Annotated in this window: 25 protein-coding genes; 11 read left to right on the top strand and 14 right to left on the bottom strand. The window is 72.0% G+C overall.

Going from position 1 to position 23,126, the window contains the following annotated elements:
- Positions 1-10: 10 nt before the first annotated feature.
- The 6 genes from ACIQM3_RS19100 to ACIQM3_RS19125 all read left to right on the top strand — a co-directional run bounded on the left by ACIQM3_RS19100 (position 11) and on the right by ACIQM3_RS19125 (position 5,642).
- Positions 11-499, top strand: coding sequence for a carboxymuconolactone decarboxylase family protein (locus ACIQM3_RS19100; protein WP_401625503.1), 489 nt, complete (start codon positions 11-13; stop codon positions 497-499).
- Positions 500-550: 51 nt separating this feature from the next.
- Complete coding sequence (locus ACIQM3_RS19105; RefSeq protein WP_401625506.1) at positions 551-733, top strand: hypothetical protein; 183 nt, start codon at positions 551-553, stop codon at positions 731-733.
- A gap of 220 nt (positions 734-953) precedes the next feature.
- The gene (locus ACIQM3_RS19110; protein ID WP_401625509.1) at positions 954-2,123 is read left to right on the top strand and encodes a polyprenyl synthetase family protein; all 1,170 of its coding nucleotides are present in this window, start codon (positions 954-956) and stop codon (positions 2,121-2,123) included.
- A complete protein-coding gene (gene crtI, locus ACIQM3_RS19115; protein ID WP_401625513.1) occupies positions 2,120-3,655 on the top strand; it encodes a phytoene desaturase family protein in 1,536 nt (511 codons plus the stop codon). The genes ACIQM3_RS19110 and crtI overlap by 4 nt, the downstream gene beginning before the upstream one ends.
- Positions 3,652-4,638, top strand: a complete 987-nt coding sequence (locus tag ACIQM3_RS19120) for a phytoene/squalene synthase family protein (protein WP_401625516.1) — start codon at positions 3,652-3,654, stop codon at positions 4,636-4,638. The genes crtI and ACIQM3_RS19120 overlap by 4 nt, the downstream gene beginning before the upstream one ends.
- Complete coding sequence (locus tag ACIQM3_RS19125) at positions 4,635-5,642, top strand: DUF5914 domain-containing protein (protein ID WP_401625518.1); 1,008 nt, start codon at positions 4,635-4,637, stop codon at positions 5,640-5,642. The genes ACIQM3_RS19120 and ACIQM3_RS19125 overlap by 4 nt, the downstream gene beginning before the upstream one ends.
- 3 nt (positions 5,643-5,645) lie before the next feature.
- Here the strand turns inward: ACIQM3_RS19125 and ACIQM3_RS19130 are convergent, their stop codons facing one another.
- The 6 genes from ACIQM3_RS19130 to ACIQM3_RS19155 all read right to left on the bottom strand — a co-directional run bounded on the left by ACIQM3_RS19130 (position 5,646) and on the right by ACIQM3_RS19155 (position 12,403).
- Positions 5,646-7,208: an FAD-dependent oxidoreductase gene (locus ACIQM3_RS19130; RefSeq protein WP_401625521.1), complete on the bottom strand. Its 1,563-nt coding sequence runs from the start codon at positions 7,206-7,208 to the stop codon at positions 5,646-5,648.
- The gene (locus ACIQM3_RS19135) at positions 7,205-7,939 is read right to left on the bottom strand and encodes a class I SAM-dependent methyltransferase (RefSeq protein WP_401625524.1); all 735 of its coding nucleotides are present in this window, start codon (positions 7,937-7,939) and stop codon (positions 7,205-7,207) included. Before ACIQM3_RS19135 ends, ACIQM3_RS19130 begins: the two co-directional genes overlap by 4 nt.
- Entirely contained in the window at positions 7,936-9,144 is a 1,209-nt protein-coding gene (locus ACIQM3_RS19140) for a lycopene cyclase family protein (RefSeq protein ID WP_401625526.1), read from the bottom strand. The genes ACIQM3_RS19135 and ACIQM3_RS19140 overlap by 4 nt, the downstream gene beginning before the upstream one ends.
- The gene (locus tag ACIQM3_RS19145) at positions 9,141-10,406 is read right to left on the bottom strand and encodes an NAD(P)/FAD-dependent oxidoreductase (protein WP_401625529.1); all 1,266 of its coding nucleotides are present in this window, start codon (positions 10,404-10,406) and stop codon (positions 9,141-9,143) included. Before ACIQM3_RS19145 ends, ACIQM3_RS19140 begins: the two co-directional genes overlap by 4 nt.
- 138 nt (positions 10,407-10,544) lie before the next feature.
- Complete coding sequence (locus ACIQM3_RS19150) at positions 10,545-10,775, bottom strand: DUF2945 domain-containing protein (protein ID WP_401625532.1); 231 nt, start codon at positions 10,773-10,775, stop codon at positions 10,545-10,547.
- A gap of 104 nt (positions 10,776-10,879) precedes the next feature.
- Positions 10,880-12,403: an alpha/beta fold hydrolase gene (locus ACIQM3_RS19155; RefSeq protein WP_401625535.1), complete on the bottom strand. Its 1,524-nt coding sequence runs from the start codon at positions 12,401-12,403 to the stop codon at positions 10,880-10,882.
- A gap of 92 nt (positions 12,404-12,495) precedes the next feature.
- Here ACIQM3_RS19155 and ACIQM3_RS19160 point away from each other — a divergent pair, with 92 nt between their 5' ends.
- A complete protein-coding gene (locus ACIQM3_RS19160) occupies positions 12,496-13,455 on the top strand; it encodes a MerR family transcriptional regulator (protein WP_401625538.1) in 960 nt (319 codons plus the stop codon).
- Between the two features lie 19 nt (positions 13,456-13,474).
- On the opposite strand, the gene ACIQM3_RS19165 is transcribed toward ACIQM3_RS19160, so the two are convergent.
- Both ACIQM3_RS19165 and ACIQM3_RS19170 read right to left on the bottom strand, forming a co-directional pair.
- Positions 13,475-14,068, bottom strand: a complete 594-nt coding sequence (locus tag ACIQM3_RS19165; protein ID WP_401625541.1) for a short chain dehydrogenase — start codon at positions 14,066-14,068, stop codon at positions 13,475-13,477.
- Positions 14,069-14,188: 120 nt separating this feature from the next.
- On the bottom strand, positions 14,189-14,617 hold the full coding sequence (locus ACIQM3_RS19170) for a hypothetical protein (protein WP_401625543.1): 429 nt from the start codon (positions 14,615-14,617) through the stop codon (positions 14,189-14,191).
- 156 nt (positions 14,618-14,773) lie between these two features.
- Here ACIQM3_RS19170 and ACIQM3_RS19175 point away from each other — a divergent pair, with 156 nt between their 5' ends.
- Positions 14,774-15,061: a DUF4190 domain-containing protein gene (locus tag ACIQM3_RS19175; RefSeq protein ID WP_401625545.1), complete on the top strand. Its 288-nt coding sequence runs from the start codon at positions 14,774-14,776 to the stop codon at positions 15,059-15,061.
- Positions 15,062-15,124: 63 nt separating this feature from the next.
- Here the strand turns inward: ACIQM3_RS19175 and ACIQM3_RS19180 are convergent, their stop codons facing one another.
- The gene (locus ACIQM3_RS19180) at positions 15,125-16,336 is read right to left on the bottom strand and encodes a phosphatidylserine/phosphatidylglycerophosphate/cardiolipin synthase family protein (RefSeq protein WP_401625548.1); all 1,212 of its coding nucleotides are present in this window, start codon (positions 16,334-16,336) and stop codon (positions 15,125-15,127) included.
- A 184-nt stretch (positions 16,337-16,520) separates the two neighbouring features.
- Between ACIQM3_RS19180 and ACIQM3_RS19185 the strand changes: the two genes are divergently transcribed.
- Entirely contained in the window at positions 16,521-17,696 is a 1,176-nt protein-coding gene (locus tag ACIQM3_RS19185) for an epoxide hydrolase family protein (protein WP_401625551.1), read from the top strand.
- Between the two features lie 254 nt (positions 17,697-17,950).
- On the opposite strand, the gene ACIQM3_RS19190 is transcribed toward ACIQM3_RS19185, so the two are convergent.
- The 4 genes from ACIQM3_RS19190 to ACIQM3_RS19205 form a co-directional block, all read right to left on the bottom strand.
- Positions 17,951-18,550, bottom strand: coding sequence for a flavodoxin family protein (locus tag ACIQM3_RS19190; RefSeq protein WP_401625554.1), 600 nt, complete (start codon positions 18,548-18,550; stop codon positions 17,951-17,953).
- A gap of 135 nt (positions 18,551-18,685) precedes the next feature.
- Complete coding sequence (locus ACIQM3_RS19195; RefSeq protein ID WP_401625557.1) at positions 18,686-19,222, bottom strand: isochorismatase family cysteine hydrolase; 537 nt, start codon at positions 19,220-19,222, stop codon at positions 18,686-18,688.
- A gap of 111 nt (positions 19,223-19,333) precedes the next feature.
- Positions 19,334-19,705 carry a VOC family protein gene (locus tag ACIQM3_RS19200; protein WP_401625560.1) on the bottom strand — a complete coding sequence of 124 codons (372 nt, stop codon included), beginning with the start codon at positions 19,703-19,705 and terminating at the stop codon, positions 19,334-19,336.
- A gap of 121 nt (positions 19,706-19,826) precedes the next feature.
- On the bottom strand, positions 19,827-20,714 hold the full coding sequence (locus tag ACIQM3_RS19205; protein ID WP_401625563.1) for an SDR family oxidoreductase: 888 nt from the start codon (positions 20,712-20,714) through the stop codon (positions 19,827-19,829).
- 152 nt (positions 20,715-20,866) lie between these two features.
- Between ACIQM3_RS19205 and ACIQM3_RS19210 the strand changes: the two genes are divergently transcribed.
- Positions 20,867-21,772, top strand: a complete 906-nt coding sequence (locus ACIQM3_RS19210) for a metallophosphoesterase family protein (RefSeq protein ID WP_401625566.1) — start codon at positions 20,867-20,869, stop codon at positions 21,770-21,772.
- Positions 21,769-22,440, top strand: coding sequence for a 4'-phosphopantetheinyl transferase (locus ACIQM3_RS19215; RefSeq protein ID WP_401625569.1), 672 nt, complete (start codon positions 21,769-21,771; stop codon positions 22,438-22,440). The genes ACIQM3_RS19210 and ACIQM3_RS19215 overlap by 4 nt, the downstream gene beginning before the upstream one ends.
- 18 nt (positions 22,441-22,458) lie before the next feature.
- Here ACIQM3_RS19215 and ACIQM3_RS19220 read toward each other — a convergent pair whose 3' ends face one another.
- The gene (locus ACIQM3_RS19220; protein WP_401625571.1) at positions 22,459-23,013 is read right to left on the bottom strand and encodes a GNAT family N-acetyltransferase; all 555 of its coding nucleotides are present in this window, start codon (positions 23,011-23,013) and stop codon (positions 22,459-22,461) included.
- Positions 23,014-23,126: the final 113 nt, after the last annotated feature.

Genomic DNA, 23,126 nt, shown 5'->3' on the forward strand with positions numbered 1-23,126 from the left:
GAGCGCAGGAATGAACGGTACCGACGCGGACCGTACGAAGAAGAGGGTCTACGTGGACAAGCAGAGTCCCGAGGCCTACAAGGCGCTCACCGCCACGGCCGAAGCGGTACGCACGGTCACCCAGGAGGCGGGGCTCCACCGCACCCTGGTCGAACTGGTCAACCTCCGGGTGTCACAGATCAACGGCTGCGCGTTCTGCCTGGACGTCCACACCAGGGCGGCGCTGCGTGCCGGCGAGACGTCTCAGCGGCTGGGAGTGCTGGCCGCCTGGCGTGACACCGAGGTGTTCACAGCACAGGAGCGTGCGGCCCTCGCCCTGGCCGAGGCGACCACGCACCCCGCCGACGCCGCCCTGCAGGAGGACGCCTACGCCACGGCACGCCTCACCCTGTCCGACGACGAGACAGCCGCTGTGATCTGGGTGGCCGTCACCATCAACGCCTTCAACCGGGTCTCCATCATGAGTAAGCACCCCGTGCGCGGTGTCCCCCGGCAGTGAGGCGGCCACGCTCCTTTTCCGCCTGCGCCCCCGGGCAGCCATGCTGGAGCCGTGGCCGAGCCCGTGGCCGGGCTGATCCTCGGGGGCGTGTTCGCGCTCTTCCGGGGGAGCCTCCTGCTGCCGCCCCGGATACGCGACCGCCGTTCCGTCGTGGCGGTGGACATCAGGCCCCGTCCCCGGACACGGGTCCACCGGCACGAGGACCGTACGTCCTGGGTGTCGGACAGCGGCTGATCCCTCGGCCGACAGCTCCGTAGGCGCTCCCGAAAGCTCAGGGGGGCGCCGAGCCGCCGCGCCCGGCTGCCCCCGTTCGGCGCCGCCGTTCCGCCCGCCGTCCGGGTGAAGTCCGCTCCGAACAGGCCGGGTGACGGGCAGGCATAGGGGCATCCGCGGTCCTCGCGGCCGGAACCAGCGGTGGACGCGGAAGCGGACAACCGAGCGAAAGGGGCGGTCCATGCTCGGTCCACGGGCGACGCGGGCAGGCACCGGCGGAGGCTCCGGCCCCCGCCCCGACCTCGGCGGAGGCCCCCGCCCGGGCGGTCTTCCGCACCCCGCGGACGAGGCGGCCTCGGCCGTCGACGCCGTCCTCGCAGAGCATCTGCACACCAGGCTCCAGGAGGCCCGGCGCGTGGACGCCGTGTTCGCCGAGGAGGTGGCCTCACGGGTGGCCGGGTTCGTCCTGAACGGTGGCAAACGGCTGCGGACAGCCTTCGTCCGGTGCGGATGGCTGGCCGCCGGGGGCACCGGCGACCCCGGGACGCCGCTGCGTATCGGCGCCGCCCTGGAACTGCTGCAGGCCTGCGCACTGGTCCACGACGACGTCATGGACGAGTCGCCGGTACGCAGGGGCGCACCCGCCGTGCACGCGGACTTCGCGCACATGCACCGGACGAGCCGCCTGCGCGGTTCCGCCGCGTCCTTCTCGGCGACCGCCGCGGTGCTCGCCGGGGACCTGGCGCTGGCGTGGGCCGACGATCTGTTCACCGAGACCGCTCTGGCCTCCCTGTACGGCGAGCAGCTTCACCGGGAGTGGCAGGCGATGCGCGGCGAGATGGTCGCCGGGCAGTACCTGGACATGCGGGCCCAGGCGACCGGCTCCTGTGACCTGGACCGGGCCAGGAACATCGCGACGCTCAAGAGCGCGCTCTACACCGTGGAGCGGCCTCTCGCGCTGGGCGCGGCACTGGCGGGCGCCGACGCCCGCGTCATGGGCGGGCTGCGGTCCGCAGGACGCTGCGCGGGACTCGCCTTCCAGCTGCGTGACGACCTGCTGGGCGCCTTCGGGGACCCCGCCGTCACGGGAAAGTCCTCGGACGAGGACCTGCGGGCGCGCAAGCTCACCTGTCTCCTCGCGGTCGCCCTCCGGCTCGCCGCCGAGTCGGACGACACCGAGGCGCTGGCCGTACTCGGTGCGGAAGGCGGCGGTGGAGGGATGGTCGACCGGATGCGTGCCGCCCTGGAACGTACCGGCGCGCGTGCGGTGGTGGAGGAGGAGATCGCCGAGCTCTCGGCGTCGAGCCTGCGTCACTTCGCGGCCGCCGGGACGGACGCCCGTGCCCGGCAGGAGTTCGCCGCGCTGGTGGCCAGAGCCGTGGGCACCACCCCCGACGGGGAGGGCGCATGAGGACCGTGTCCGGCCCCACGGACCATGTGGTGGTGGTCGGCGCCGGGCTGTCCGGCCTCGCCGCCGCCCTTCACCTGCTCGGCGCGGGACGCCGGGTGACCGTCGTCGAACAGGGCTCCGGGCCCGGGGGCCGCGCGGGACGGGTGGAACTCGGCGGATACCGGATCGACACCGGGCCGACGGTGCTGACCATGCCGCACCTGGCCGACGAGGCCTTCGCCGCTGTCGGGGACAGCCTCCATCGACGCGTGGAGCTGATTCCGCTGCACCCTGCCTACCGGGCCCGCTTCGCGGACGGCAGCCGGCTGGACGTCCACACGGACGGCGACGCCATGGAGGCCGAGGTCCGCCGCTTCGCCGGGGGAGCGGAGGCCGCGGGCTACCGCAGGCTGCGGCGCTGGCTGGAGCGGATGTACCAGGCGCAGATGCACCGCTTCATCGACACCAACTTCGACTCGCCCTTCCAGCTCCTGCACCCGGACCTCGCCCGGCTGGCGGCCCTGGGCGGCTTCGGCCGGCTCGACCCGCAGATCGCCAGATTCCTCTCGGACCCACGGCTGCGCCGGGTGTTCTCCTTCCAGGCCCTGTACGCGGGAGTCGCCCCGGCCCGCGCGCTCGCCGCCTACGCCGTCATCGCCTACATGGACACGGTCGCGGGCGTGTGGTTCCCCAAGGGCGGCATGTACGCACTGCCCCGGGCGATGGCGGACGCGGCCGCCGACGCCGGAGGAGAGTTCCACTGGTCGGCCGAGGTGACCGGGCTGGAGCGCGCCGCCGGGCGGGTACGGGCCGTCCGCCTGGCCTCGGGCGAGCGGATCGCCTGCGACGCGGTCGTCCTGACACCGGATCTCCCCGTGGCCCACAGGCTTCTGGGCCGCGCACCCCGACGCCCCGTGCCGCTGCGTCACGCGCCGTCGGCCGTGGTCCTGCACGCCGGCACGGACCGCACCTGGCCCGAACTGGCGCACCACACGCTCTCCTTCGGTGCCGCCTGGGAGCGCACGTTCGACGAACTCACCCGGTCAGGACGGGTGATGAGCGATCCGTCGCTGCTGATCACCCGTCCGACCACGCACGACCCGTCACTGGCCCCGGAGGGCAGACACCTGCACTACGTCCTGGCCCCGTGCCCCAACACCACGACCGGCCCGTCGGCGGTCACCTGGCGTGGCCTGGGGCCGCGCTACCGGGACGCCCTGCTGGCGGAGCTGGAGCGCCGGGGCCTCGACGGCTTCGAGGCGTCCATGGACCGGGAGCTGCTGATCACGCCGGTGGACTGGACCGCCCGGGGCCACGCGGCGGGCACCCCGTTCTCCGTGTCCCACACCTTCGCGCAGACCGGCCCCTTCCGGCCACGCAACCTCGTACGCGGCTACGACAACGTCGTCCTCGCCGGGTGCGGGACCACACCCGGGGTGGGCGTGCCGACCGTACTCGTCAGCGGCAAGCTCGCCGCGGCCCGCATCACCGGCCTTTCCTCCGCGAAGAGCGCGCACCGTCGACCCCCCGTCCTCGAAGGGCAGAGCCGATGAACCACCGTGAACTGGACGCCGCAGGGATCACCGGGCCCGCCCTGCGCGCCGCGTACGCCCGGTGCCGACGGCTCAACGCGCAGCACGGCCGGACGTACTTCCTCGCCACCCGGCTGCTCCCGCTCGAACGCCGCAGCGCCGTGCACGCGTTGTACGGCTTCGCCCGGTGGGCCGACGACATCGTGGACGACCTGGACCGCCGGCAGCCCGCCACCGAACGTGACCGCCTGCTGCGTCTGCTGGAGAGCGACCTGGCCCATGGACTGCGTACGGGGGGCGGGGAGGAGCCCGTGGTGAGGGCCGTGGCGGACACCGCACGCCGATACGCCATCGACCACGGGCTGTTCGCCGACTTCCTGGTGTCCATGCGCAGCGACCTGACGGTCACCGACTATCCGACGTACGCCGATCTCTGCGCCTACACCCACGGTTCGGCAGGGGTGATCGGCCTCCAGATGCTGCCCGTGCTCGGGACGGTCGTGGCCCGTGAGGAAGCGGCTCCGCACGCCGCGGCGCTCGGCGTGGCCTTCCAGCTGACCAACTTCCTGCGGGACGTGGGCGAGGACCTGGACCGTGGGCGCGTCTACCTGCCGGCGGACCTGCTAGCAGCCCACGGTGTGGACCGCCGCCTGCTGGAGTGGAGCCGCCGCACCGGGCGGCACGACCCGCGCCTCCGGGCCGCCTTCGCCGAAGCCGACACGCTCATCCGCTCCGTGTACCGGGAAGCCGCACCGGGCATCGCCATGCTGGAGCCGCGGGCACGGCCCTGCATCCGTACGGCCTTCGTCCTGTACCGGGGCATCCTGGACGCGATCGCCGCCGACGACTACCGGGTGACGCACCGACGCGCCGTGGTGCCACGCCGGCGGCGGGCCGCCACCGCGGCAGGCGGCCTCGTACGGATCCTCGGAGCGCGGATGCGGACCCGCCCGCCCGCCTCGGTGCCGGACACGGTCGCCGGGGCGGAGGGATCCCCGCGATGAACACCCCGCGGAGAAGCAGGTCGTGGACGTCACCCCTGCGGGTACGGCGAGCGCCCCGCTGGGAACGGCAGGTCCCTACCTGGCGCGAGGCGAAGCCCACCGTGATCGCCGAGGCACTGAAGCGGGCCTCCGCTCGCCCGTCGGGCAACTGGTACGCCGTCGGGGCCTCCAGGGCGATCGTGGCGCGGGCCCGCCCCTACGGCCGGACGATCGCCGGCCTTGAAGTCGTCCTGTGGCGGGCCGAGGACGGGGCGCTGCGCGCCGGCCCGGGGGAGTGCCCCCACCTGGGAGCCCCGCTGCGCGACAGCCGCGTGGTGTGCGGGACGCTCCTGTGCCGCTGGCACGGCCTGGCCCTGGACGGCGGCCCGTTCGCCGGGTGGGAACCGTACCCGGTGTACGACGACGGGGTCCTGGTCTGGGTGCGACTGGACCGGGCCGGGGGAGAGCCGGCGCTGGACCGCCCGGCCGTGCCGCCCAGGCCGCGACCGGTGGACGCGGTGGACGCGGTGTTCACGGCCGTGGGCCGGTGCGAGCCCGAAGACGTGGTCGCCAACCGGCTCGACCCCTGGCACGGTTCGTGGTTCCACCCGTACGCGTTCGTCGGCCTGAAGGTGGCCGGCACCCCCGAGGACGGCGGGGGCGACGGGTTCGCCGTCGACGTGTCGTTCAAGGTCGCCGGCCGGTTCGTCGTGCCGGTGCGGGCGGTGTTCACCGCGCCCGGGCCGCGCACGGTGGTCATGCAGATCACCGACGGGGAGGGCGCCGGGTCGGTGGTGGAGACCCATGCCACGCCGCTCACGGCGCCCGGCGCCGCGGAACCGCGGACGGCGGTCGTCGAGGCGGTCGTCGCCGCGTCGGGCCGAAGGGGGTTCGCTCTGGCACGCGTCGCCGCGCCCGCCCTGCGCCCCCTGATGCGCCGGACCGCGGGCCGGCTCTGGCGGGACGACCTGGCGTACGCCGAGCGCCGCTGGTCGCTGCGGAGCACCGGGCGCTTCCCCGGCTGACCGTCAGCGCCGCGCGGCCAGGCCGGCGAGGGCGCGCAGGACCCCGGAGCGCCCGGCGCGCGGGACGGTCCAGAGCACCTGGCCCCGGATGCCCCAGCCGGCGAGGAGCGCGTTGGCGGCCAGGAAACCCGAGGTCGCGGCCCGCTCCATCAAGGCGACGGGGAGGCCGGTGCGGACCAGGTCGCCCGCAAGTGCGAGTCGGGGGTGAGGCGTTCGCACGGCGGGCCGCCGACCGTAACCGCCCACGGGGAAGACGGGGCAGTCGGCGCGCCATTCATGGCGGACGTCGACGACTCCGGCGTCCGCGGTCTCGGGATAGACCTCGTGCAGCCGGTCGAGCATCCGGCGCTGGACCTGCTTCCGCTCAGCGCCCTCGTCGACGGCGTACGCGTGGAGTTCCACCACGGAGCCCCCCGTCCGCGCCGCCCAGCGGGCCGACTCACCCTCCCAACGGTCGAGGACGCTGACGTTGTCGAGCCCGTCGAAGCCGCTGGTGCCGAGGAACCCCGCACGGTCCTCGCGCACGGGCCGGTCGAGCCACAGCCGGGACACCAGGAACGGCGGCGCCGTGCGCAGGGCCGCGATGTCCGCACGCCAGGACGCGTCCCCCAACTGCTCGGAGGCACCCACGACATGACGCAGGCCACTGGTGTCCAGGGCGAGGACCACGGCCTGATGGCGGTCGGCCGCCCCTTCGGTCTCCACGGTCAGGTCCCCGCCTGCGGCCGGCCGGACACGGTGGACCGGGGTGCCGGTGCGCACCTCGGCTCCCAGCCGCCGCAGATAGCCGCCCAGCGGTTCCCAGAGGGCCTGGGGGAACGGCTCGCGCGGCACGTCGAAGAGGAGCCCCTCGGACGACCCGAGGAAGTAGATGTGGAACATCAGCAGCAGTTCGGCGGCGGACAGTTCGCGCGGGTCGGCGAAGAAGCTGCGGGAGAACACCTCGAAGGCCAGGTGATGGGCCGCTTCGGGGAAGTTGATCCGGTGCAGGAAGTCCTTGGCGCTGACCCCGTCGAAGCGTTCGTACACCTCGGGGACCCGCACGTCGAGGAGCGGCAGGGCCTCACGGGGGTTCATCGCGGCGAGGTCGCGCCAGCCGAACGCCGGGCTGAGCGCCACGAATCCGAGCGCGCTCCACGGCGGGGTCCTGGGCACGCGGGCGAAACTGTCCGACATCCCGTCGCGGTGCCTCAGCGGGTAGTCGGGCAGCGGGGTAAGTGCCGCCAGCCCGGGATCCGAACGGCGCAGCAAGCCGCGCAGGTTGTAGTACTGGCGGAAGAACGCGTGGAAGCCGCGGCTCATCGTCACCCCGGACCCGTCGGCGAGGCGGACGGGCCACCCGGCGAGACGGCCACCGAGCGCCTCGCCCTGTTCGTAGAGAGTCACGCGTACACCGCGTTCGGCGAGCGCGGTCGCCGCCGCGAGCCCGGCGATGCCGCCGCCGATGACCGCGGCCGAAGGCGCTTCGCCGGTGAAGCGCTCGCGCCCGGGTCCGGGCAGGAGCACCTCGGCCCGGCGGTCACGACCGTGCCGGGCGGGATCGGGGCGGCGCCCGCGGACGGTCATGACGCCTCGGGCCGTACGCCGTCCACGCCGTTCCGGGCCAGGAACACGTGGACGATCCCGGTCTGCCAGCCACCGCCGGGCACCGTCCGCACGAAGGGGAATCCGGCCTTGGCGATCCGTCGCTCGAAGGCGGGGGCCGTGTCGAACGCCAGGACGCTGCGCCACAGATGGTGGTACAGCGCGCGGTCGCCGGTCAGTGTGCCCGCCGGGACGATGACACCCCGGCAGACCGTGTTCCACACGGCCCGGTGCACGGGCGAGCCGCTGAGGCTGTACTCGTGGACGAGCAGACGGCCACCGGGGCGCAGGAGAGCGCGCACGGCATCGAGGACCGCACCGGGTTCGGCCACGTTGCGGAAGAGATAGGCGGCGAAGACGGCGTCGTACGAGCCGTCGTCGTCGGTGACGGCGAGGTCCTCCGCGGACCGGTGCACGAAGCGGACGTTCGCGGGCCAGCGCTTCGCACGCGCCCGCTCCAGCATGCCCGCGGAGGCGTCGACCGCCGTGATCTCGGCGTACGGGGCCGCCCGCAGCAGCGCCCGCGTGGAGGCGCCCGTCCCGCAGCCGAGATCGAGCACCCGCTGCCCCCTTCCGCCGCGCGGCAGCCGGAGCCGGTGGGCCGAGCGGAGGAGGTCGGAACGGTAACCCGGATTCAGCGCGGTGAGCCGGTCGTACGTGTGCGACGCGTGATCGAAGGCGTGTGCCAGATCGTGGTCCCTCAGGAGGGTCATCGGGGGCTCTCTTCGGATCGGCCGGTGGCCCGGCGGGTGAGGAAGGGGAGTTCGGCCGCGGTGCGGAGCATCGGGCCCACGGGCGTACGCAGGCCGATCCCGAACTCTTCCCAGGGCGTGCTCCCGCCGTCGAGGAAACGCAGCAGCCGCTCCATGGGGATGCGGCGGAAGAGGTCGGTGAAGAAGCGCGGCCCGTCCACACGCCCGGTGTCGAGGGCCCGGAGCAGCACGGCGTCCATGGCGAGCGCCCTGCGGCCGTGCGGCGGCGGCACCGCCGGGGACCCGCTGTGCAGGGCGGCGGCGATGGCGCGGCTCTGGCGCTGCACCGCCGCGAAGGTGTAGCCGGTCGCCGGGCGGGTGGCGCCCCCGGCGGCCCCGATACGGAAGACGGCGCGGCCGGCCCGTCGGGGGAAGCGGGCGTCGGTCATGGGGATGACACCCTGCTCGGCCGACTCCACGGCGAACCGGCCGAGTCGCAGGACGTCCCCCGTGTACTGCCGCAGGGCCGCCTCGTACGCGGCTGTCGTGAGCGGGGCCCGGGAGAACTCGGTGTACTCCACCAGCGCCAGGTCCGGCGCGAGCGGGAGCACGTAGCCGAACGCGAGGCCGTGGCGGGGCTGCGGGACCCGGAAGTCCATGAGGTCCGCCACGCCGGGGTCGAAGCGGGGGAGGGCGGTGCGCACGAACCAGCCCCTGAAGTGCTGCAGCAGCAGCGTGCGGTGCGGCGGTGCACCTCGCACGGGCCGCGAGTCGAAGACGTATCTGCCGCGCAGGGTGAGCGGTTCGCCGTCGGCCGTCGTGCAGCGCACCTCGGCGCCGCACGGTGCGTCGCGCACCTCGTGTGCGGTGGCACGGACGACGCGGGCCACCGGGGACGCCGCCAGCCGGGAGTGGACCAGCCGTTCGAAGGGGCCCGAACGCACCATGCGGTAACGCAGGGGTGCGGGGTCCGACTCGATGACGCCGCCGCCCGGCTCCCGCACCCGCAGCCGCTCCCAGGAGGCGACGACGGCGTCCTCGAACTCGCCCGCGCCCGCCTCCCAATAGCACCAGGTGCGCTCCGCGGGGCGCAGTGGACCGTCGGGGGCCTCGACCAGCGTCACCGCCGTACCGGCCCTGATGAGCCGGTCGGCCAGGCAGAGTCCGGCGGCGCCGCCGCCCACGAGGACGGCGTCGTCCACCCGCCCCTGGAAGCGTCCGGTCACGTCCCGGGGGTCCGCGCCGCCGCACGGTCGGCCAGCACCTCGCGCGCCGCCCTGCTCCCGGAGGCCAGCGCGCCCTGCACCGAGCCGGTGGCCCGGTGGTCCCCGCAGACGTACCGGCCCCGCGCGAAACGGGTCGTACGGCTCAGCGGCCAGGGAGGCCGCATGGCGGGCAGGGCGCCCTCCACGGTGTACGCGGCGACCGTGTCCCAGGTGCTCGTGTCCACGTCGTACAGCTCGGCCAGGCGCGCTCGGACCGTGGTGTCCCCGCCGGGCGGCCCGGAGCCGAGCACGGAGGTCGACATCAGCGCCGTGCCCGGCGGAGCGTAGGTGGGGGCGACCTCGGTGAGGACACAGCTGTTCAGGACGGCGAGACCGCTGTCCACCAGCAGGGTCGGTTCGCTCAGCGGTGACCGGTCGGCCGCGTGGTAGTACGTCGTCACCGTGCGGCTGTCCGGTACCGGCAGGCCGGGCAGCAGGCGGCCGGCCGTGGCGGAGTCGGTGGCCACCACGACGGAGGCGGCAGGCCGTTCACCGCCGTCGGCCAGGAGCACCCCGGAGTCCGTGACCTCGGCGACGGCCGTACCGAGCCGGAGGGCGCCCTCCGGCAGCCCGGCCGCGAGCTGGGCCGGCACGGAGCCGATGCCCCGGGCCGGCAGACAGAGCGTGCCGCGCGCCATACTGCGCCAGACCAGGTGCAGGAAGCGCGCCGAGGTCTCCAGCCCCTCCTCCAGGAACACTCCGGAGAGGAACGGCCGCAGCAGGTCCTCGATCGCGCGCGGCGACAGCCCGGCCCGGACGAGCGCTTCCGACGCGGTGCGGTCGGGCGTGCGTCCCAGCCGCTTCGCGGGAAGCAGGACGTCCCGCGCGGTGAGCAGACCGAGGGCTGCGAGGTCACGGGCCGGGAGAACACGTCCGGGCAGCAGCTGTGCCGCGTCCTTGGGCCGCCGGGTGGGGTCGGTGACCCGCACCCGCCCGGCGGGCGTACGGGCGATGAGACCGGGGGTGAACGGCCGCAGGCGCAGCGCGCGCAGGTCGAGGCGCCTCTTCACCTGTGGGTACGAGGTGTTGAAGACCTGGAAGCCGCGGTCCAGGAGGAATCCGTCCTTGCGGTCCGTGCGCATCCGGCCGCCCACTCCGTCGGAGGCCTCCAGCAGCTCGACGCGGAGGCCGGCACCGAACAGGTCGAGCGCGCAGGCCAGGCCGGCCAGGCCCGCGCCCACGACGACAACGTCCGGTGCCGGCGGGTGCTGTCGGTTCGTCATCCGTGTCCCTCGGCTCGGTCCCCGTACGGCTGACGGGGTGTCAACCCGATCACGTTCCGGGCTCCGAAGCCAGCAGCCGCCACGGGGATCGCCTCTTCGTGTGACCCGACTGCCCGCCCGTGGCCCCGTTCACCGGGATCAGGAGCCGCCGCGCCTCTTCCGCAAGGCGTCGGGCCTGTGCACGGCGGACCGGCCGGACTTGTCGCTCTCCACCTCGTACTGCGGTTCCTCCTCGGAGGCGTCGACGGTCCGTCCCGCGGCACGGGTACGGTCCGTGTGCTTCTCGGTGACCTTGCCCGTCACGTCGTGGCCGTGGCTCTTCCAGGCCACCTTGTCGCCCTTGCCCAGGCTGTCCTTCTTCTTCGTCACAGCTACCTCCTCGAACGGTTGGTCGATCCTGCGACACCCATCCCAGCGTCGTGCAGATCGCGCGACCTCGCACCCGCTCGCCGACGGTCCCGGGGGAAACGGGTTCAGGTCGTCAGGTGACGCAGAACGATGCCCATGGCGCGGTGCACGGCGTCGCGTGACTCCTCGGTCCGGTCGATCGTCTCGAAGGCGTGGTGGCCGTTCGGCACGTCGACCACCTCGATGTCGGCCCCGCACCGGTCCGCCGCGGTCAGGAACTCCTCCACGGTGACCGCGATATCAGCGGTCTCCAGCCCGGCCCGGACGAGTACGAGAGGCAGGGACCCCGCGTGTGCGACCGCTTCCGACGGGTGGAACCGGCCGGCGAGCCGCCCCCAGTTCGGCAGCGGCGCCATGATGGGGTAGTCGGCCGCCAGGCAGCGCAGCCACGACGGGGGATTCGCCATCCAGTCCGCGGTGAGCGGGCCGCTGCCGGAGAAGAACCACAGGGCGACCCGGTCCGGGTTCACCCGGGGATCGGCGCGGACCCGTTCCACCGCGTCCGCGACATCGGAGGCGGCCCGCTCGTAGTCGGCCACGGCGTGCAGACGGTGGTCCAGGGTCACCCCCACCACTCCGTGGCCGGCGGCGTAGCGGGCGTATCCCGTGAGGACCGGCCAGTCCCGGGGGGTGGGGCGTGCCTCTGCGGGCACCGGGCCGCCGTGGACGAACACCACCGCCGGACGGGGACCGTCGCTGTCGGGCGGCAGATACAGATCGATGGTGTCCGTCCGCTCGCGGGGCAGCTCGGGCACGTCCAGCAGGAACGGCAGCAGGTGCGAGGGCGGATTCGTGGCGTCCACCGGGGTCAGCCGCTGCCCCTCGCCCCTCGCGGCCTTGAGCAGGGTCACCGCCAGTGCCGTGGGATTCGACAGCATCGGCCAGTGACCCGTGGGCAGTTCGAAGAAGGTGACCCGAGGGCCGGTCAGCGCCCGCAGGCTGGGTTCGCCGAGGTTCACGCGGGCCTGGACCATCGCGATGCTCGCTCCGTTACCGGTGCACAGCACTCCGGTCATGGGCATCTCGGCCGCCGCACCCGTCAGCCGCAGTGGCTGGAGCAGCGTGCCCAGTGGGTGCGGCGAGGCGAGTGCGGTGAGCCGGTCGAGCGCCGTGCCGGGAACGCCGGCGGTGCTGCCCCAGAGCTGCCACGCGTCACGGGCCGGAGGCGGCAGCGCCGCGCCGGGCGTCCCGCTCCCGGAGGCCCGCAGCGCCTCCTCGCGCAGACCCTGGTCGGGCACGGCGGCCAGGGCCGGGACACCGTCCTGGGGCAGCCCCGAGTCCAGGTACACGATCCGGGCGACCGACCCCGCCCGCCGGTCGGCGGCTCCCACGACCGGATGGATGCCGTAGTCGTGGCCGACCAGCACGATCTCCCGGCCTGCCCCTTGTCCGACCGAGTCGATCACCGCGAGGACGTCCGCGATGTGTGTCTCCAGGTCGGTCTCCGTACCGGCGGACGGGCGGGCCCCACCGAGTCCGGTCAGGGCCACCGCATGGACCTCGGCTCCCGCCGAGGCCAGTCGCGCGGCTGCCTCGTCCCACACGTGCGGGCCGGTGAACACACCGGACACCAGGATGAACACGGTCATAATCTCTCCTCGATACGCGTCGTCAGCGGACCGGCCAGATCGGCCGGTCCCTCTCGCGGGTACCGTAGGAACTCCCCCTGAGGGAGGTTCAAGTGTTCTCGTCGTACGACGGACTGTGCGGCATCGGTGAACTCGCCGAGCGGGCGGGAGTCAGCGTCAAGACGGTCCGCTTCTACTCCGACAGCGGCCTGCTGCCCGAGGCGTCCCGCAGCGCCGGCGGTCACCGCAGGTACGGCCCCGACTCCCTCGAGCGGCTACGGATGATCCGCTCCCTGCGCACCATGGACCTGCCGGTCTCCGCGGTGCGCCGCATCCTGGACGAGGAGGAGACCGCGGGGCGTGCGGGCGGAGCCCTGGAGGATGCCGTCGCGGGGCAGTTGCGCGAAGTGGGCTCCCGGCTGAGGGCGCTGCGCTGGCGAGAGGCGGCACTCCGCTCGGTGCAGGAGTGTCCGGCGGCCGAACGCCCCGACCGGCTGCGCCTGATCGGTGCGGTGACCGCGCCGCCGGACACCACACCCCTGGCCCGCTTCTGGCGCGGATGGCTGCCGCCGCGCATGCCGGCCAGGGCCGTCACCGCGTTCCTGGAGATCGCGGTCCCGCAGCCACCCGAGGATCCCGATCCGCCCCAGGTGCTCGCCTTCGCCCAGCTGTACGCGATGGTGACCCGCCCGTGCGGCAGGGACGAGCCGACCCAGCCCCACGCGCACAGAGCCGCGGGAGCCCGTGCGTCGGCCGTGCTGTACGCGGGCCTGGCAGAGGCGTACGACCTCGCGGCCACCGAGATGCGCCAGGGCAGGCTGCCCTGCCCGGGGGAGGCGCTGGACGGCTTCGTGGACGCATACGCGAGCGCCCGGAACACGGCGGACACCCCGGGCTTCCGCCGCACTCTCGCCCGGCAGCTCGCCGCCGACCCGCGCATCGACCGGTACTGGGAACTGACGGCCGAGCTGGTCAGCCCGCCGGCCGGCAGGCCCGAGCCGACACCCGGGTCCGCGCACGACTGGCTTCTCGCCGCGCTGGAGTCCCGGTCGGGGGCCACGCTGACCGCCTAGGACCGTCGCACGGCGGCGGTCACGGACGTACGGTCAGGCCCTGCGCGGTGCCTTCCACGACCGTCACATAGGCGCGGGCGACCTCGGAGACCGGCGTGCCGCCCGCCCCGTCCGCGCCCATGCTCTCCAGGGTCTCCTTGATCCAGCCGGGGCTGACGAGATTCAGACGCAGATTCCTCGGCAGCTCAGGAGCGGCGTTGCGGACGAAGCCCTCCAGGCCGGTGTTGACGAGCGCACCCAGCGAGCCGCCGGCCAGCGGGGCGGAGAAGGTGCCTCCGGTCAGCGTGACCGACCCTCCGTCCCGCAGATGACGTACGGCTCGCCGGACGAGTGCGACCTGGCCCAGCAGCTTGCCCCGCACCCCGTCGGCGATCTCCGCGTCCGTCACCGAGGCCAGGTCCACCAGCGGACCGCTGGCGGCGCAGCACACCACCGCGTCGAGGGCCGGCACGTCGCCGAAGAGCGCGTCCAGCGAGGTGGGCACGTCCAGGTCGACCTTCACCGGGGCGCTACGGGAGGCCTTGACGACCTGATGAGAGGCATGAGAGGCCTCCAACGCTCCGACCACAGCACTGCCGATCGTCCCGGTCGCACCGATCACGAGTATCTTCATGCCACCGATCATGTCAGTGGGGCCCGCTCACGCGCCCGGATATTTCCAGGACGACCGACGGCGGTCAGCCGGCGGGGCGGATGCGTGATCCGCCCCGCCGGCCGTACCGCAAGCTCACTCTCACTGCGGCCGTCCCAGCGCCCAGCCCGACACATCGGCAAGACGCCCGCGCCAGAGGGGCAGTCGCAGGGACCCTGTGCCGCCGAGGACCAAGGTGGCGTCTCTGAGATGGATCCAGCGCGGCAGCTGCGTGGTCCCCTCCCCGGTGCTCAGCTCCCTGATCCCCTGGTCCACCGTCTCCGGGAACTCCGCAATCAGGTTCGCGCCCTCACCCTCGACCTGGCGCAGGCTCCGCGCCCAGTCCGCCTTCCACGCCTCGTGGCCGATCACGTCTCCGTGGAGTACGCCACCGGCCAGCGTGAGGGTGATCGGCAGGCCGGACCGCATCTCTCTGTCCAGCAGTTGGATCAGCAGCTGGAGCTGCAGATCGGGCACGGGCTCCGTCATCACCGCGGTCGTATCCGGCCGTGTCTCGACAGACTCGCTCATGGACCACTCCCTTCACCTGACAAGCGGCAGGTGACAGCCCGTATGCCCCCGGCGGCTGCCGTCACACCCCCAGGAACCGGGTGATTGGGGCATCGGAAGAGGGGCACCCGCTCTTCACCGTAAGCACACAGCACGATGAACCGACGGGAGAGAGTGATGTCGCACTACGACAGTTCGTCCATGGCCACTCCCAGGTCCGGGACCAATGGTCTCGCTGTCGCGAGCCTGGTCTGCGGAATCGTGGGGCTCGTCTTCTTCAGCGTGATCCTCGGCCCGGTCGCCATCGTTCTCGGCGCCTTCGGTCTGCGTCAGGTGCCCGCGAAGGGCGGTGCCGGGATGGCGAAGGCCGGACTGGTCCTCGGCATCATCGACGTGATCCTGTTCGTCGTCCTGATGGTCGTGGCCGCCTCGTCCGGCGGCTTCAGCTGGTACGTCGGCGGCTGACCGGCCGCCAGAGAAGCACGGATGCGCCACCACGGCTCGTGGTGGCGCATCCGTATGTACGCGTCACAGCCACCGGCGGATCGGCAGCACCGCGGTCTCCCGGATTCTCTGCACGGGCGAGCGGCGCTTCCACCGGGCGCCGTCGATCAGGGTGCTCCGCTCCAGGTCCTCGTCGAAGTGACCGTCGAGCGTCGCGGTGAACTCCCGGTCCAGGACGGCGAGCATCACCTCTTCGTCGTGGTCGAGGGAGCGGCGGTTGAAGTTCGTCGACCCGATCAGCGAGGCGATACCGTCCACCGTCAGCGTCTTGGTGTGGAGCATGGTCGGCTGATACTGGTAGATCTTCACACCGCAGGCGTTGAGCTCCTCGTAGTGGTGCTGCCCGGCCAGCCTGCACACCCGCTTGTCCGTGTGCGGCCCGGGGAGCAGGATCTCCACCTCGACGCCCCGGCGGGCCGCGTCGCACAGCACACCGATGAAGTACGGGTCGGGCGCGAAGTACGCCGTGGAGAGCCGGACCCGCTCCTCGGCCGACTCCAGAACGACGCGCAGCAGGGTCTGCATGTCCTGCCAGCCGAAGCCGGCGGAGCCCCGCACCACCTGGACCACGGCGTCACCGTGATCCGTGGCGTCGACGAACCTGTCCCGTTCGGTGAACAGCTCGTCGTGGCACTCCGCCCAGTTCTGCGCGAACGCGGCGGCCAGTCCGTCCACCGCCGGGCCCTGCACCCGCACATGGGTGTCGCGCCACTCCTTCTCGTCACGGGCGTCGCCGCACCACTCCTCGGCTATCCCGACCCCGCCGGTGAACGCCGTCTCCTCGTCCGTGATGAGGACCTTGCGGTGGCAGCGGTGGTTCTGCTTGAGCGGCGAGAGATACAACGGCTTGCGGAACCACGCCACCTCCACCCCGGCCTCGTCCATCATCGCGAGCTGGCCCTTCTCGATGAGGCGGGAGCCGAACCCGTCCAGCAGCAGCCGCACCCGCACTCCGGCGCGCGCCCGCTCCGACAGCGCCTCGGCGAACTCGCGGGCGATATCCCCGCGCCAGTACACGAACGTCATCATGTCCACGGTGTGTTCCGCACCACGGATGGACTCCAGCATCGACGCGAAGATCTGGTCGCCGTTGCGGAGCGGAACGAGCTTGTTGCCCTCCGTCGCGGCGATGCCGATCAGACGTTCCAGCCGCCGCCGGAGCCGTTGCGCCCGCGCGGCGTAAAGATCGGCATCGCGTCTGTCGTGCGTGGACCGCTCATCTATGTGGCTGGACATCTCTCACCTGGTGGACCTGGGGCGACTGGGCAGGGCGACTGTACTCCTGGGGAGCGCGCATTCCGGAACGGCCCACTGAGGTCCGGCCACCTGTGGGCCGGGAGACGGCCCCGGGGCCTGCCCCGACGGCGGAACACTTCCCGCTTCCGATCCGCGGTGCGCCGCGGCCTTCTAGGATGCGTCTATGCCGGAAGCCCAGCCCCGCCCCGAGCCGTTCGTCCAGCAGACCGACCCCGCGGCGCTCGAAGACCTGCGCACACGGCTCCGCGCGACGCGCTGGCCCGACGCGCCCGAAGACGCCGGGTGGTCGCTGGGGACAGACCTGGCCTACCTCCGCGAGCTCGTCGCCTACTGGGCGGAGGACTTCGACTGGCAGGCTCAGGAGGCGGCGCTCACCCGGCTTCCCCGCTTCCGCGTTCCGCTGGGCGGCCTCGGGATCCATTTCGTGCACGCCAGGGCCGCCGAGTCCGCCGGGCCGGCCCTGCCGCTGGTCCTCAGCCATGGATGGCCGGACTCGTTCTGGCGCTACTCGAAGGTCATCCCGCTCCTCACCGACCCGGGCGCGCACGGCGCGGATCCGGCCGACGCGTTCGATGTGGTCGTGCCCGACCTGCCCGGTTTCGGATACTCCGATCGGCCCGTCGGGCCGCCCCTCGACTCGATCGCCGTCGCCGGCCTCTGGGCCGAGCTCATGACCGTCGTCGGCTACGAGCGGTTCGGCGCGGCGGGCGGGGACCTCGGCAGCCACGTGAGCCGGTTTCTGGGCCTGGACCACCCCGCACGGGTCGTGGCCGTGCACCGCACGGACGGCGGCCTGCCGAGGTTCACCGGTGACCCGGCGGAACTCGCGCCGGAGGAGCGGGCCTGGATCGAGTCCGCCACGGCCTGGGGCGGGACCGAGGGTGCCTACGCCGCGATCCACCGGACGAAGCCCCAGACAGCCGCCTTCGGGCTCCACGACTCACCGGCCGGGCTCGCGGCCTGGATCCTGGAGAAGCTCCGGGGCTGGAGCGACTGCGGCGGTGACGTCGAGCGGAGCTTCACGAAGGACGAGATCCTGACGAACATCACGCTCTACTGGCTGACCGGCACGATCGGGTCGTCCATGCGCATGTACCACGCGAACGCCGCCGTTCCGCCCGCACAGTACGAACGGAGGGTCGAGGTGCCGTCCGGTTTCTCGATCTTCGCCGGCGACGTCGTCCGCCCGCCGCGGGCATGGCTCGAGCGCACGACGAACATGGTGCGCATGACCGAACCCACGCGTGGCGGACACTTCGCGCCGTTCGAGGAGCCCGAGATCTACGCGGAGGAGCTCCGGGCCTTCTTCCGCCCCTACCGCACGGCGGCGAGCGCCTGAGGGTGGCGCCGCCCCGCGCGGACCTCGCGACGCTGGAAGGCGCCGAACTCGCCGAGGCTGTCTCCGCCGTCGGCCCCGGAGATCTGGACGAGGCCGTCCGCGCATTCGGAGAACCGACGTGAGTACGCGGCGGCAGATGGGCGGACATCACGACGGCTGGTCCGGAACGCCTCGTGCGCCCGGACCCCTCCAGGGCCCTCGCCCTCTTCGACGAGGTCCAGCCTTCCTGACTGCCGGGCTGCACAGGGCGGCGGTCAGGAGGCAGGGTACGGACCGCCGGTCAGCAGCCGCGCCAGATGAGCCGCGTTGACGGCGAGGGTGCGAGTCGTCGACGCGACCGCCTCCGGGGGGCCGTCCAGGTCCTTGTAGTCCGTGCCCTGCATGGCCTCGCCCACCCAGTACGTGACGGCTCCCGGAGCCAGGGAGAAGCCCAGGTCGTTGAGGCCCTGGAACAGGTCGGAGCTCACTTTGTGCGCCCCGTCCTCGTTCCCCACCACCGCTGCGGCGGCGACCTTGCCGTAGGTCAGCAGCCGGCCCTGCTCGTCGGTCTCGGACAGTTCGGCGTCCAGCCGTTCCAGGACGCGCTGGCAGACGCTGGACGGATGGCCGAGCCAGATGGGGGTGGCGATGAGGAGGATGTCGGCAGCCATGACCTTCTCGCGCAGGGCAGGCCAGGCGTCACCGTCGCCCATGTCGAGCTGCACTCCCGGCCGGATGTCGTGGTCGGCCACCCGGACCACTTCGCCACTCACCCCGAGGCTCTCGAACTCGGCCATCACCTGGTCGGCGATGAGATGGCTGCTGGAGGGGGTGGGCGAGGAGTTCAGGGTGCAGACAAAAGCCAGAGCACGCATCGCTGGGAACACTCCTTCGGGCAAGTACCGCACTTCGGTTTCGGCGCCACTGTGCCCTCCGAATACGTGATCCACTCGGTACGGCCGCAGAAATGCCCCGTACGGCACCACGGTCGTACCCGCGAGAACTGCACATCAGAATTCGACGTCCACGGACTTCCGGATCGACGCGCCCATATTGCGCTCCATCATCTGGAGAGATGCTTTTGCCAGATCCGGATGGATATGGGCAACGGCATCGTCAGGAATCGTCACACTCAGGTGGCGGATATGGGCGTCGAGGGCGGAATACAGGACGCACTGCTCGGTGACCTGACCGCAGAGGACCACACGGTCCACGTCCAGCTGCGAAAGAAGGTAGGTGAGCGGCGTCTCGTAGAAGATCGAGTGCCGGGCCTTGACGACGAACAGTGAATCGTCGTCCGGCAGAACGGGCTCCACCAGCTCGCTGTACGGCCCCGACAGCGTCGTGTCGATGATTTCGCCGTGGTGGGACCGCCATTCCCCGAAATTGTCATTCACGTAGATCACCGGTACAGCCCCGTCACGGGCGCGTTCGATGAGACCCACGATGCGGGGGAGTGCCTCGCGTACGGAGGGAATGAGGATCTCGGCGTCCGGGTGGCTGTATGTGTTGAGCATGTCGATGACGATGAGTGCGCTTCGGCTCATGGTTCCTCATTCTCGCCGTGCCGGCACGCGAGGCGCGGCGACGACACGAACCGTCGGATCAGCGGGCTGCCCGTGACCGGGGCCGGGCGGCCGCCCGGATGCGCCGAGGGTTCACTGCCAGCAGAGACAGAACGGATGCCCCGCCGGGTCGGCGTACACGCGGAACCTGCGCTCACCGCCCCGGTCGTCGAGGTCCAGCGGTGTCGCACCGAGCGCCAGCACCTCCTCCTGCGCGCGCTCGATGTCCGGCACGTCGAAGTCCAGGTGTGCCTGCTGCGAATTGCGGTCTCCTCGCGGCCACTCCGGCGGCCGGTGGTCGGCCGCCCTCTGGAACGCGATATGGGCGCCGCCCGGTACTCGCAGGTCGTACCAGTCGTCGTCGTACTTCTTGATCTCACCGCCCAGAACGCCCTGGTAGAAGCCGGCCAGGGACCAAGGGGCGCGGCAGTCGAGAGCGACGAGGGTGTACGTGGCGATGGGCATGCGTCAGTTCCTTTCCGTCGTGTCGCGCGTAACCCTCAGGGGCCCCGCGCGGTCAGGGTGCTTGATGATGATCTGCACGCATGACCAGCGCCTTCCCTGGGATCCGTCGGACCATTCACCGTCAGGGCAGCGGCGTACCGCCGGTCGCGTTCATGATCTCGCCGGTGATGAACGACGCGTTCGAGGACGCGAGGAAGACGTAGGCCGGCGCCATCTCGGCAGGCTGCGCGGGCCGGCCCAGGGGGCTCTGCTTTCCGAACTCCGTCGTGTCGGGCATGGTCGCGGGGATGAGAGGCGTCCAGACCGGCCCGGGGGCGACGGCGTTGACGCGGATTCCGTCGGACGCCAGCATCTGGGCGAGCCCCTGGGTGAAGGTGACGATGGCACCCTTGGTCATGGCGTAGTCCAGCAGATGAGGGCTGGGCTTGTAGGCCTGTACCGAGGTGGTGTTGATGATCGAGCCCCCCGCCGGGATGTGGGGCAGGGCGGTCTTGCACAGCCAGAACATCCCGTACAGGTTGGTACGCACCACACGGTCGAACTGGGCAGTCGAGATGGCGGCGATGCCGTCGGGCTGAGACATCTGGTAGGCGGCGTTGTTCACCAGAATGTCGATCCGGCCGAACTCCGACACGGCCTCCTCGATGAGGGCCCGGCACTGCATCTCGTCACGGATGTCGCAAACGACCGCCACCGCCCTTCGGCCTGCCTCTTCGACGAGCCGGGAGGTCTCCTCCGCCTCGCTCTTCTCGGCGGGCAGGTAGGTGAACAGCACGTCCGCCCCTTCCCGCGCGAAGGCCAGGGCCACAGCCCGGCCGATGCCGGAATCGCCGCCGGTGACGACCGTCCTGCGGTCGAGCAGGAGACCGTTGCCCCGGTAGGAGTCCTCTCCATGGTCAGGGGGCGGATCCATCGCGCCGGTCCGGCCCGGATGCTCCTGCTCCTGTTGGGGGAAATCCGGCTGCGGATAGCGCCGTGTCGGGTCCTGCGGCTGTTCGGCGTCTGTCACCGGCGTCTGCCTCTCCATCGACGTCTACGGGTGTGCTGCCACGTGCCGCCGCGTTCCCCCAAGGCGGCTGGTCAATCATCTCGGGCGGGTGAACGGCGGGCATGTCGGGCGGAGTGGCCTCGGCGGAACCGCGAAGACGGTAAATTCGAACAATGAGTTCCACCACCGGGCCGGTCCCCCACCCGTCGGGACGCGGCGGCCGGCTCCTCGCGGTCAGCGATCTCCACGTCGGGATCGCCGACAACCGGCCCATCGCCGACCGGCTGCACCCGACTTCCGACGAGGACTGGCTCATCGTCGCGGGGGACGTGGCCGAACAGGCGGGGGAGGTCGAACGCGCGCTGGAACTGCTCGCGGGCCGATTCGCCCATGTGGTGTGGACTCCCGGGAACCACGAGCTGTGGACCGTGGACAAGGACCCCGTACGGCTGCGTGGCCACGCGCGGTACGAGCACCTCGTCCAGGCGTGCCGCGAGCTCGGCGTGACCACACCCGAGGACCCCTACCCCCTGTGGCAGAGCCCGGACGGGCCTGTGGCGATCGCCCCTGTGTTCCTTCTGTACGACTACTCCTTCAGGGCCCCGGGGACGACGACCAAGGAGGAGTCCCTGGCCCGCGCCCACGAGGCGGGCGTCGTCTGCACCGACGAATACCTGCTGCACCCCGACCCCTATCCGACCCGGGACGACTGGTGCCGGGCACGGGTGGCGCTGACCGAGCAGCGGCTCGCCGCGCACGACCCGGATGTACCGCTCGTCATCGCCGGGCACTGGCCTCTCCTGCGCGATCCCACCTCCGTGATGTGGTACCCGGAGTTCGCCCAGTGGTGCGGAACGGAGCTCACCGCGGACTGGCACCGCCGCTTCAACGTCGCGGCCGTCGTCTACGGGCACCTCCACATCCCCCGGACGACCTGGCACGACGGCGTACGGTTCGAAGAGGTCTCGATCGGCTACCCCCGGGAGTGGCGGAAGCGGGGCCATCCGCGCGGGCTGCTGCGGCAGATCCTTCCGTACGACGGAGAGCGGCCCCAGGGCGTGAGGGGCGACGCCTCGTGATCGAACGGCTCCTTCCCGCGTACGTCGCGTGCGCGGACACGTACGACGCGGACGCTCCGGCAGGCAGCCTGTACCCGGAGGAGGCGCGCCTGGTGGCCGCGAGCGTGGACCGACGCCGGCACGAGTTCGCGGCGGTCCGCGTGTGTGCGCGACGGGCCATGGCCGCCCTGGGGCTGCCTCCGGCCCCGGTGATGACCGGCCATCGCGGGGTGCCGTTGTGGCCGGACGGGATCGTCGGCAGCATGACTCACTGCGTGGGTTATCGCGCGGCGGTACTGGCAAGAGCGTCCGACGTACGCGCGATCGGGATCGACGCCGAGCCCAACGAGCCGCTTCCGCCCGGTGTGTGGGAGGTGATCTCACTGCCTTCGGAGCGGGCGAGGGTGCCCCTGGACACGGACAGCCCGGCGATCCACTGGGACCGGCTGCTGTTCAGCGCAAAGGAGAGCGTCTTCAAGACGTGGTTCCCGCTCACCCGGATCGAACTCGGCTTCGAAGAGGCGGAGATCAGATTCCGCACGAGCCCGGATGCCGCCACCGAAGGCACGTTCGTCGCGAAACTCCTGCTGACAGCGCCCGGGATGCCGAAGTCGTACGAGGGCAGGTGGCTGATCGACGACGGTTTCGCGGTGACCGCGATCGTGCTCCCGGAGAGCTCTTCCGTGTGACAGCGGGCGCGTCCCTTCTCACCGGACCGCACTGTCGGACCAGAGCACTTCGTTCCCCGGCGAAGTGCCGGGCCAGTCGACGCGGTAGTGCTTCAGCCGGTCGTCCACCGCGACCAGGCGCATGCCGGCCGACGCCATGACGCGATGGGATCCGATGTTGTCCAGATCGGCGTCACCCTTCACTGAACGGACCCCCTGGGACCGGGCGAAGGCCAGCAGCGCCCTGAGCGCCTCGGAGGCGTAGCCCCGGCCGCGTGCCGAGCTGATGACGCCGTATCCGACGGTGACCTGGCCTGCGGTGTCCGGTCTGCCGTGGAAGGCCACGCCGCCGATCGCCATCGCGTCCGTACGGCGTCGTATCTCGTACGGGCCGAAGGGCTGCGGGTTTCCGGTGGTCGCGCAGGCCGCCAGGAAGCGGCGGGCGCCTGCCCGGTCGCCCTCATCGGGGTAACCGGGCGCCCACCGTGCCGTGTCCGGAGAGGTGTGCGTGTCACCGGCCTCCACCACTGCTGCCTGCGCGGCGGTCAGTGGATGCAGGGCGAGACGGGTGGTCATGAGGATGTCCAGGTCCATGACGCCTGACTGTCAGCGCTCGGAGGGCGGGCGCACGCGAATATTCGCTCCCGGCGAGGGTAGCGACGCTAGTAACGTCGCTACGGCCTTGAGGTAGCGGTGCTACCGGCGCA

Origin of the sequence: Streptomyces sp. NPDC091271 (genome assembly GCF_044757505.1) — a bacterium.
Taxonomy (GTDB): domain Bacteria; phylum Actinomycetota; class Actinomycetes; order Streptomycetales; family Streptomycetaceae; genus Streptomyces.